This is a genomic window from Streptomyces apricus, assembly GCF_008369065.1.
Lineage (GTDB): Bacteria > Actinomycetota > Actinomycetes > Streptomycetales > Streptomycetaceae > Streptomyces > Streptomyces apricus.
Genome location: NZ_VDFC01000080.1, coordinates 2,225 through 14,289 on the forward strand (window position 1 = coordinate 2,225; position 12,065 = coordinate 14,289).

At 76.4% G+C, this 12,065-nt stretch carries 2 protein-coding genes; both read left to right on the forward strand.

Annotated features, from left to right (window positions below; genetic code table 11):
- Positions 1–10,614, forward strand: a 10,614-nt coding sequence (locus FGF04_RS35595) for a non-ribosomal peptide synthetase (RefSeq protein ID WP_149515525.1), incomplete at its 5' end; no start/stop codon positions are given.
- A gap of 13 nt (positions 10,615–10,627) precedes the next feature.
- Positions 10,628–12,065 (forward strand): condensation domain-containing protein (locus FGF04_RS35600; RefSeq protein WP_149515526.1); only part of this gene is annotated, 1,438 nt, incomplete at its 3' end.

Consider the following 12,065-nt stretch of genomic DNA (forward strand, 5'->3'; position numbering starts at 1 on the left):
GCCGCGGACACCGGCGGCGCACACGCCCCGGCGGTCCACCAGGACAACGTCCAGTACCTGATGTTCACCTCCGGATCGACCGGCGTCCCCAAGGGCGTCGCGGTCCGCCAGCGGGACGTCGCCGCCCTCGCCCTCGACCGGGCCTTCGCCGGGCACGACCGGGTGCTCGTGCACTCCCCGCACGCCTTCGACGCCGCCACCTACGAGGTGTGGGTGCCGCTGCTGCGCGGCGGGACGGCCGTGCTGGTCCCGGCGGCCGACGTGGACGCCGCCGTCGTCCGCCGCGCGATCACCGAGCAGGGCGTGCGCTGCCTGTGGCTGACCGCCGGTCTGTTCCGGCTGCTGGCCCAGGAGGACCCCACCTGCCTGCGCGGCGCCCGCGAGGTGTGGACCGGCGGCGAGGCCGTGCCGGGCGCGGTGGTGGGCCGTGTGCTCGACGCCTGCCCCGGCCTCACCGTGGTCGACGGCTACGGACCGACCGAGACCACCACCTTCGCGACCCGGCGGGTCTTCCGCGCCGGTGACCCGCTGCCGCCGGTGCTGCCCATCGGCCGGCCGCTCGACAACACGCGCGTGTACGTGCTCGACGACGCGCTGCAGCCGCAACCTCCCGGCATACCGGGGGAGTTGTACATCGCGGGCGCCGGACTGGCCCGTGGCTACGCGGGACGGCCCGGCGCGACCGCCGCCCGCTACCCGGCCGATCCGTTCGGCCCGCCCGGCGGGCGGATGTACCGCACCGGGGACATCGTGCGGTGGAGCGCCGACGGCGAACTGCACTTCGTGGGACGCGCGGACGACCAGGTCAAGATCCGCGGGTTCCGCGTCGAACCCACCGAGATCGAAGCGCGGCTCACCGCCCACCCGGGCGTGGCCGAGGCCGTGGTCTCGGTGTACGAGCACACCGGACGCAAGCGGCTGGCCGCCCACCTCGTGCCCGGGTCCCCGTCCGCCGTGCCCTCGGCGGACGAGCTGCGCGCGCACGTCGCCGCCGCCCTGCCCGACTACATGGTGCCCGCCGCCTTCGTCACGGTGGCCGAGCTGCCCCTGACGGCCAACGGCAAGGTGGACCGGCGCCGGCTGCCCGCACCCGACTGGACGGCGGCCGGTGACGCCGGGTACCGCGCGCCGCGCACCGAAGCCGAACGCGTCCTCGCCGGGATCTGGGCGGAACTGCTCGGCGTGGAGCGGGTCGGCGCCGACGCCAACTTCTTCATGCTGGGCGGCGACTCGATCCTCAGCATCCAGGTCGTCTCCCGCGCCCGCGCCGCCGGACTCGCGCTCACCCCCAGGGACCTGTTCCGGCACCCCACGCTCGCCGCGCTGGCCGCCGCCGCGGACACCGGCGGCGCCGTGCCCGTCGCGGGGACCGGCCCGGTGCGCGGCGAGGTCCCGCTCACCCCGGTCCAGCACTGGTTCCTCGACCCCGGGCCGCGGCGGCCGGAGTTCTTCGACCAGTGCGTCGTCGTGGAGACGCCCGGCGACGTCGACCCGGCCGCCCTGCGCCGGGCCCTGGCGGCCCTGTACGCCCACCACGACGCCCTGCGCTGCCGGTTCGTCCCGGATGCCGACGGCTCGTGGCGCCAAGAGTGCCCCGGGGCCGACGAGGAACAGCCCGAACTGCTGCGGGTCAGTGACCTGAGCGGGCTCGGCAGGACCGCGGCCGAGGAGACCGAGGCCCGGGTGACGGCCGAGGCGCACGCCTCCTTCCGCCTCGCGGACGGCCCCCTGCTGACGGCCCGCCTGTTCACCGGCGCCACCGTCTCCGCCGACGGCACCGGGACCGCCCGGCTGCTGCTCGTCGTGCACCACCTGGTCGTCGACGGCGTCTCCTGGCGCGTCCTGCTGGAGGACCTGGAGACCGCCTACGGGCAGGCCCGTGCCGGAGAACCCGTACGCCTGCCGGAGCGGACCACCTCCGTCCAGGAGTGGGCGCGGCGCCTGCACGCGCACACCGCGTCGGGCGGGTTCGCCGCGCAGCGCGCGCACTGGGAGGCGGTGGCCCGGCACTGCGCCGTACCCCTGCCGACGGACGGCGACAGCGACGGCGACGCCGACGGAGGCGAGTACGGGGGCGGCAACACCATGGCCGACGTCGCCGCGGTGACCGTACGCCTGGACCGGCGCCGCACCGACGACCTGCTGCGCAAGGTCCCCGGCACCTACCGCACCCGCGTCGACGACGTCCTGCTGACCGCCCTCGGCCGGGTGCTCGCCGGCTGGACCGGACGGCGGACCGTCGCCGTCGCACTGGAGGGCCACGGCCGCGAGGACCAGCTCTTCGACGACGTGGACCTGTCCCGGACGGTCGGCTGGTTCACCACGCTGTTCCCCGTCGCCCTCGACCTGCCGGACGGCGACTGGGGCACCGCCCTGAAGTCCGTCAAGGAGCAGCTACGGGCCGTGCCCGGCCGGGGCCTGGGCCACGGCGCCCTGCGCCACCTGGCGCAGGACGGACCGCTCGCCGCCGCGCCGATGCCCGGCATCAGTTTCAACTACCTGGGCCGCTTCGACTGGTCCGCGCGGGACGGCGCGCTGGTGCGCTCCGTGCCCGGCGGCCTGGACGGCGCCGAGGCGCCCGACGCGGTGCGCCCGCACCTGCTCGACGTGGTCGCCCGCGTCGAGGACGGCGAGCTGGAGATCACCTGGTACCACAGCCGCCGCCTGCACCGCGAGGAGACCGTCACCGGCCTCGCGACCGGCATGCTGCGGGCCCTGGAGGACGTCGTCGCCCACTGCGCCGACCCGGCGGCGGGCGGCCGTACGCCCTCGGACTTCCCGCTGGTGCGCCTCGACCAGGCGGCCGTGGACCGGGTCGTGGGCGACGGCCGCACGGTCGAGGACCTGTGCCCGCTGACGCCCATGCAGTCGGGGATGCTGTTCCACAGCCTGCTGGACCCCGACAGCCGCACCTACGTCAACCAGGTGCAGCTGGTCCTGTCCGGCGTCACCGACCCGCACGCCCTGGCCGAGGCCTGGCAGCGGACGGTGGACGCCAACGCGATGCTGCGCGCCCGCCCGGTGTGGCAGGAGACCGCCGAGCCGGTGCAGGCCGTGCTCCGGCGGGCGACCGTGCCCGTCGCCCACCACGACTGGTCCGGACGGCCCGACGAGTGGTGCGGGGCGGAGCTGGCCCGGCTGGTCGACGCGGACCGGCGGGCCGGCCTCGAACTGGACCGCGCCCCGCTGATGCGCCTGACCCTGATCCGGCTCTCGCCCGGACGGGTGCGGCTGCTCTGGACGTTCCACCACCTGCTGCTCGACGGGTGGAGCGCGGCCCAGGTCTTCGACGAGGTGTGCGAGCGGTACGCGGCCCTCACCGCCGGGCGCCCCGCGCAGGTTCCCGTCCGCGCCCCGTACCGCGACTACCTGGCCTGGCTCGCCCGGCAGGACACCGACCGGGCGCGGGCGTACTGGCGCGAGGCCCTGGCCGGTTTCCCCGTCGCCACCGAACTGCCGCGCGACCGGCGGCCCGCCGAGGCGCACCGCACCTCGTCCTCCGGGTCGGTACGGGTGACCCTGGACGCCGGGGTGTCGGCGCGGCTGCGGGAGACGGCGCAGGCGGCCGGCCTGACCGTGAACACGGTGCTGCAGGGCGCCTGGGCGCTGCTGCTGTCCCGCTACGGCGGCGGGGACGACGTGGTGTTCGGCACCACCGTCTCCGGGCGCCCCGCCGACCTGCCGGGCGTGACCTCCATGGTCGGCCTGTTCATCAACACCCTGCCCACCCGGGCGCGGATCGACGGACGGCGCCGGCTGACGGACTGGCTGGGCGAGCTGCAGGCCGCCCAGTCGGAGTCCCGGCGGCACGACTTCGTCTCCCTCGCCGAGCTCCAGACCTGGAGCGACGTACCGGGCGGCACCGCCCTGTTCGACAGCATCGTGGTCTTCGAGAACTATCCCTTCGACGCGGACGCCCTGGCCCGGCACGGCCTGGCCATGGAGCAGGAACGCGACGTGGAGCCGACCAACTACCCGCTCAGCGTGGTCGTCGCGCCCGGCGACAGCCTGACGGTCACCCTGGACTACGACCCCGCGGCCTTCGACGCCGCCACCGTCGACGGCATCGGCGCGAGCCTGCGCACCCTCCTGACCGGGATGGCCACCGACCCGGACCGCACCCTGGACGACCTGCCGCTGATGCCCGCCGAGGAGGGCCGCGGGCTCCTCGGCCGTTTCGGCGGCCCGGTGCGCACGGCCCCGTACCGCACCCTGCCCGAGGCGTTCGCCGACCAGGTCGCGTGCACCCCCGACGCCCCGGCCGTGTTCGGCGAGGGCGAGGGCGAAGGCGGGGGCGAAGGCGAGGGCCGGGAACAGCTCACCTACCGGCAGCTCGACGAGCGCGCCAACCGGCTGGCCCGGCTGCTCGTCGAGGCGGGCGCCGGACCCGAACGGTTCGTCGCGCTCGCCCTGCCGCGCACCCCGGACCTGCTCGTGGCGCTGCTCGCGGTCCTCAAGAGCGGCGCCGCCTACCTGCCCGTCGACCCGGGGTACCCGGCCGAGCGCATCGCGTTCCTCTTCGACGACGTACGGCCCGAAGCGGTCGTCACCTGCGCACGGACAGGCGGCCGGCTGCCCGACGGGCCGTACACCCGGATCGCCCTCGACGACCCCGCCTGCGCCGCGCGCCTGGCCGCCCTGTCCGGTGACGCCGTCACCGACGCCGAACGGCACGGCACGCTGCTGCCCGGCCACCCCGCCTACGTCATCCACACCTCCGGCTCGACCGGCCGGCCCAAGGGCGTCGTCGTCGCCCAGACGTCGGTCCTGGCGCTGACCGACTGGGCCGCCGCCGAGTTCGGCGGACGGGGCCTGGAGCACGTGGTGGCCTCCACCTCGCTCAACTTCGACGTGTCCGTGTTCGAGATCCTCTCGCCGCTGCTCGCGGGCGGCCGCGTCGAGATCGTCCGCGACCTGCTCGCCCTCGCCGAACGCGCGGAGCCCTGGCGGGCCGGACTGCTCAGCGCGGTCCCCTCCGCACTGGGCCGGCTGCTGGCGGAGGACACCGTGCGCGTCCACGCCGACACCGTGGTCCTCGCCGGGGAGGCGCTGCCCGTACGGACCGTGCGCGAGGTCCGCTCGGCGGTCCCCGGCGCCCGGGTGATGAACATCTACGGCCCCACCGAGGCCACCGTCTACGCCACCGCCTTCACCTGCGACCCGGCCGACCCCGACCGCCCGCCGCCCATCGGCAGGCCCGTCGGCGGAGCCCGCGCCTACGTCCTGGACGCCCGGCTGCGCCCGGTGCCCGCCGGTGTGCCGGGCGACCTGTACCTCGCCGGGACCGGCGTCGCCCGCGGCTACCTGAACAGGCCGGGGCTGACCGCCTCCCGCTTCCCCGCCGACCCGTACGGTCCGCCCGGCAGCCGCATGTACCGCACCGGCGACCTCGTGCGGTGGACGGCCGGCGGCGAGCTGGTCTACCTCGGCCGCTCGGACGACCAGGTGAAGGTCCGCGGCTTCCGCATCGAGCCCGGCGAGGTCGAGGCCGCGCTGACCCGGCACCCCCGGGTGTCCGCGGCGGCCGCCCGCGTGGTCGAGCACGACGGCCACAAGCGCCTGGTGGCGTACGCGGTCCCCGACGGCGGGGCCGGCCTGCCCGACCCCGCCGACCTGCGGGACTTCCTCGCCCGCACCCTTCCCGACCACCTGGTCCCCGCGCTCGTCGTCCCGCTGGAGCGGCTGCCGCTCGGCGCCACCGGCAAGCTCGACCGGCGCGCGCTGCCCGACCCCGTGTGGTCGGCGCCCCGCGGCACCGGGGACCGGCCGCCGCGCACCGGGGCCGAGAAGACGCTCGCCGCGATCTGGTCCGAGGTGCTGGGCGTGCCCGAAGTGGGCGCGCACGACAACTACTTCGCGCTCGGCGGCGACTCCGTCCTCGGCATCCGGATCGTCTCCGCCGCCCGCCGCGCCGGACTCTCCCTGACCCCGCGGCACCTGTTCCGCCACCAGACCGTCGCCGAGCTGGCCGCCGCGGCCGAGGACCCGGCGCTCCCGCGCACCGAGGCCGAACAGGGCCCGGTCGTCGGGGAGGTGCCGCTGACCCCCGTCCAGCACTGGCTGTTCGACGACCTCACAGGCGACCCCGCGCACCTCACCCAGGCGGTCTCCTTCCACGTCGCCGCCGACACCGACGAGACCCTGCTGCGGTCGGCCCTGGCCGCCGTCCTGGAGCACCACGACGCCCTGCGCCTGTGCTTCGAGTCGTCCGGCGACGGACGGTGGCGGCAGTACGGCACGGCGCCGGGGGAGGAGCCGCACCTGGAGGTGCACGACCTCCGGGACGAGGACCCCGCGGACCGCCGTGACGACGAGGATCCCGCGGACCGCCGCGCCGACGAGGGCCCTGCGGACCGCCGCGACCAGGCGGTGCGGGAGCTCGCCGACCGCCTGGCCACCGGGTTCGACCTCGCCCACGGGCCGCTGCTGCGGGCCGCCCTGTGCCGGACCGGCGACGACCGGCCGCCGGTCCTGCTCCTCGCCGCCCACCACCTGGTCGTGGACGCGGTGTCCTGGCGGCTGGTCCTGGACGACCTGGACACCGCCTACCGGGCCCTGCGCGCCGGTGAACGGGCCGGGCTCGGCCCGAAGAGCACCTCCTTCCGCGCCTGGGCTCAGCGCCTGGCCGCCCACACCGCGTCCGGCGGCTTCGACGGCGAACTCGCCCACTGGCAGGCCCTGTCCGCCGACGCGACGCCCCTGCCGACCGACCTCMCCGGCGCCAACACCGCGGCCTGCGAGGAGACGGTGACGGCGCAACTGGACGCCGAGGACACCCGCCGGCTCCTCCAGGACGTGCCGGACGTCTACCGCACCCGCGTCGACGACGTCCTGCTGTGCGCCCTGGGCCGCGTCCTGACCCGCTGGAGCGGACGGGACCGGGTCCTGGTGGCGCTGGAGGGCCACGGCCGCGAGGACCTCTTCGACGACGTCGACCTGGCCCGTACCGTCGGCTGGTTCACCACCATGTTCCCCGTCGCCCTGGACGTGCCGCGGGACGCGGGCACCGGCGCGGCGCTGAAGTCCGTCAAGGAGGGACTGCGGGCCGTACCGGGCAGGGGACTGGGCTACGGCGCCCTGCGCCACCTGCACCCCGACCGCGACCGGCTCGGCCTGCCGGACCTGCCGCAGATCGGCTTCAACTACCTGGGACAGCAGGACCGGACCGCCACCGGCGACGGCCTCCTGCGCACGCCCTACGCACCCCTGACCGGCGGCATCGACCCCGCGGCGGACCGGCCGCACCTCTTGGATGTCCTCGGCCAGGTCGTCGGCGGACGGCTGCGGTTCACCTGGTCGTACTCGCGGGAGGTGCACCGGCGGGACACGGTGGCCCGGCTGGCCGCCGAACTCGCCGACGAGCTGCGGCACCTCGTGCGGCACTGCGCCGAGCCCGGCGCCGGGGGCCGCACCCCGTCCGACTTCCCGCTGGCCCCGCTGGACCAGGCGGCGGTCGACCGCCTGGTGGGCACCGGCCGCGACGTCGTCGACCTCTACCCGCTGACCCCCACCCAGACCGGCATGGTCGTGCACGGACTGGACGACCTCGGCCGGGGCATGTACGTCGAGCAGATCACGTTCGTCGTGGACGGGGCGCGCGACCCGCGCCCGCTCGCCGCCGCCTTCCAGCACGTCGTCGACCGCACCCCCGTGCTGCGCACCACCGTCGTCCTCAGCGGCGTCCCCGCACCCCTGCAGGCCGTCCACCGCACCGCCGTGCTGCCGGTCACCGAGCACGACTGGAGCGACCTCGCCCCCGACGCGCGGGACACGGCGCTGGAGCGGCTGCTCGCCGAGGACAAGGCCCGCGGCCTGGCCCTGGACCGCGCCCCGCTGCTGCGCCTGGCCCTGATCCGGCTCGGCCCGGACCGGGTACGGGTCCTGTGGACCTTCCACCACGTCCTGCTGGACGGCTGGAGCGTCTTCCACGTCCTGGGTGACGCCATGGCCGCGCACGCGGCGCTCGCCCGGGGCGAGGAGCCACGGCTGCCCGAGCGCCGCCCGTTCGCCGACTACGCCGCCTGGCTCGCCGCCCGGGACACCGCACCGGCCGAGGAGCACTGGAGGAACGCCCTCGCGGACCTCACCGCCGCCACGCCGCTGCCCTACGACCGCAGGCCCGCCCGGAGTTCCGCGGCCCGCTCCGACMCCTGGCTGTCCCGGCAACTGGGAMCGGAGGAGACCAAGCGTCTTGAGGACTTCGCCCGCCGGGGCCGCCTGACCCTCAACACCGTCGTGCAGGGGGCCTGGGCGCTGCTGCTGTCGCGGTGGAGCGGCGAGCGGGAGGTGTGCTTCGGCACCACCGTCTCCGGCCGGCCCGCCGACCTGCCCGGCGCCGACACCGTCACCGGTCTGTTCATCACGACCCTGCCCGCCCGGGTCACCGTCGACGGCGGCGCGGCCTGCGCCGCCTGGCTGCGGGACACCCAGGCCGCACGCGCCGAGGACCGCCGCTTCGACCACGTCCCGCTGACCGACCTCCAGGCGTGGAGCGGCCTGCCCGCCGGCACCCCCCTCTTCGACAGCCTGCTGGTCTTCGAGAACTACCCGGTCGGCGACGCCACGGCCGGCGCCCACGGCGTCCAGGTGACCGGTCTCGACGCCCGGGAGGCCACCAACTACCCCCTCACCGCGGTCGTCTCGCCCGGCGAGCGGCTCGGTGTCGAACTCGGCTACGACCCGCGCCACTTCGACGCGGCCACGGCCCGCTCCCTGGCCGGCCAGTTCCTGCACACGCTCGGCGAACTGGCCGCCGCCGCGGACGACGACCGGCTGGACGCCGTCGACACCCTGCCGCCCGGGGAACGGGCCCGGCTGGTGCGCGGCCCCGCCCCCCCGGTGCCCCCGGCCACCCTGCCCGCCCTGATCGAAGCGGGCACGGATCGCGACCCCGCGGCCACGGCACTGAGCGCGCCCGGCCTGTCCCTGTCCTTCGCGGAGACGGAGACGCGGGCCAACCGCCTGGCACACCGCCTCATCGCGCGCGGCGCGGGCCCCGGCACCCTCGTCGCCCTGGTCCTGCCGCGCTCGGCGGAGACGGTCCTCGCCCAGCTGGCCGTCGCCAAGACCGGCGCCGCCTTCCTGCCGGTCGACCCCGACTACCCCGGGGAACGGGTCGCGTTCATGCTGCGGGACGCGGCGCCCGCCGTCACCCTCGACGCCGCCGAGGTCTCCGCCCTGCTCGCGGCCGGCCCCGACGGCACGCCGGAGCACCGGCCCACCGACGCCGACCGCCACCGCCCGCTGGACCTGGACGACCCGGCCTACGTCATCTACACCTCCGGCTCCACCGGCACCCCCAAGGGCGTGGTCGTCACCCACCGGGGCCTGGCGGGCTTCGCCGCCGCCGAGGCCGCGCACTACGAGGTGGCGCCGGGCGACCGGGTCCTGGCGTTCGCCACCCCCAGCTTCGACGCCTCGGTCCTCGAACTGTGCATGTCCCTGCCGCAGGGCGCCCGCCTGGTCGTGCCGCGGCCCGGACCGCTGCTCGGCGCCGAACTGGCCGGTGTGCTGCGCGACGGGCGCATCACCCACACCCTGCTGCCCCCGGCCGCGCTCGCCACCCTGCCGCCGGACACCCCCGGCACCCTGCCCGACCTGAAGACCCTGACGGTCGGCGCCGACGCGTGCGGCGCCGACCTGGTCGCCCGCTGGGCCCCGCACCACCGCCTGGTCAACTCCTACGGGCCGACCGAGGCCACCGTCGTCGCCACCTGGTCGGACGCCCTGCGGCCGGACGGCACCGCTCCGCCGATCGGCCGCCCGCTGCCCGCCACCGCGGCCTACGTCCTGGACGCCCGGCGGCGCCCGGTCCCCGACGGCGTGGCGGGCGAACTGTGGCTGGGCGGACCGGCCCTGGCCCGCGGCTACCTGGGCCGGCCCGGTCTCACCGCGACCCGGTTCACCGCCGACCCGTTCGGACCGCCCGGCACCCGCATGTACCGCACCGGCGACCTCGTACGGCGCGACGCGCACGGCGAGCTGCACTACCTGGGCCGCACCGACCACCAGCTCAAGCTGCGCGGCCACCGCATCGAGGCGGGCGAGGTCGAGGCCGTGCTCGTACGCCATCCGGCCGTCCTGGACGCCGTGGTGGGCGTACGGGAGGACGAACCGGGCCTGCCGCGGCTGGTCGCGCACCTGCTGCGCGCACCCGGCGCCGGGACCCCCACGGCGGCGGACCTGCGGACGCTGGCCGCGGCCGCCCTCCCGGCCCCCATGGTGCCCTCGGCGTACGTGGTGCTCGACTCCTTCCCGCTCACCGAGAACGGCAAGACCGACCGGGCCGCCCTGCCCGCGCCCGCACCGGACGCACCGCGGGCCGCGGAGCGCGTCGCCCCGCGCACCCCCACCGAGGAGGCCCTGGCCGCCCTCTGGGAGGAGGCCCTGCACACGCAAGTAGGCGCCGAGGACGACTACTTCGACCTCGGCGGCGACTCCCTGCGCGCCCTGCACATCTCCTCGCGGGCCAACGACGCCTTCGGGGTGGCGCTCACCCCCCGTGACGTCCTGGTCCACCGCACGGTCGCCGCCCTGGCGGAACTGGTGGAGGAGCAGGTGCTCAGCGAACTCGAAGACGCCGCACGCGGCGACAGCGACCACGACGAACGGTGAGGACCGGCAGACCATGACGTCTTCGAAACGCGACCGCACCCAGGCCCTGCCGCAGGACCTCCAGGAGGCACTGCGCCGCCGCCTCGCCGGCCGGGCCGCGCACACCCCGGGCGCCGCCGCCCGCCCGGGCGTCCCGCACGCCGACCGCACCCGGCCGCTGCCCCTGTCCTTCGCCCAGCAGCGGCTGTGGTTCCTGGACCGGCTGCGCCCCGGCGACGCCCGCTACAACAGCGCCGTCGCCCTGCGCCTGACCGGCCCGCTCGACCACGCCGCCCTCTCCCGCGCCCTGGACACCGTCGTCGAGCGGCACGAGGCGCTGCGCACCACCTTCGAGGAGAGCGACGGGCGGCCCGCGCAGACCGTGCGACCGGCGGCCCCGGTACCGCTTCCGGTCACCGACACACCCCCGCACGCCCTGGAGGCGGCCCTGCTCGCGGAGTACGGGCGCCCCTTCGACCTGGGCACGGGCCCGCTGCTGCGCGCCCTGCTCCTGCGCGAGTCGGACACTGCACACACCCTGCTCCTGACGGCCCATCACATCATCACCGACGGCTGGTCGATGGGGATCGTGCTGGAGGAACTGTGCACCGCCTACGACGCCCTGGCGAGGGGCGCGGCGCCGGCGCTGGAGCCGGTGGCGACGCAGTACCCGGACTTCGCCGCGTGGCAGCGCGAACAGTTCTCCGGTCCCCGTGCGGAACGCCGTCTCGCCCACTGGTCACGGCAGTTGGCGGGCTCCGTTCCCCCGCGGCTGCCGCTGGACCGCCCCCGCGACGGCACGGAGTCCGGTGCGGGCGCCGTGCACACCTTCACCGTGCCCGCCGGGACCGCCGCACGGCTGCGGGAGCTGGCCGCCGAGCGGCACACCACCCTGTTCACGGCGCTGGTCGCCGCCTGCCAGGCCCTGCTCGCCCGCTGGTCCGGGCAGGACGACGTCACCGTCGGCTCCCTCACGCCGGGCCGCTCCCGCACCGACCTGGAACGCACCGTCGGCTTCTTCGCCGACACCGTCGTCCTGCGCACCCCCGTGGACCCGCACGGCTCCTTCCGCGACCTGCTCGGGGCCGCCGCGACCACCGTCAACGACGCCTTCGCGCACGGCGACACCCCGTTCGAGCGGCTGGTGGAGGCCGTGGGCGCACCCCGCGAGGCGGGCCGCAACCCCCTGTTCGACGTGATGGTCCTCCTCCACCCGGCGCCGCCCACCGCCCCCGCCCTGCGCGAACTGACCGCGTCCCCGGTCGCCGTGCCCCGGCAGGCGGCCACCTTCGACCTCAGCATCGAGTTCGTCCCCGACGGGGACGGCACCACCGACGGGCACACCGGCGGGCAGGGGCTGACCGGCCTGCTGGAGTACCGCACCGACCTGTCCGACGCGGCCACCGCCGAACGGATGGCCGATCAGCTGTTACGTACTCTGGAGGGCGCCGCCGCCGCACCGGACCGCCCGC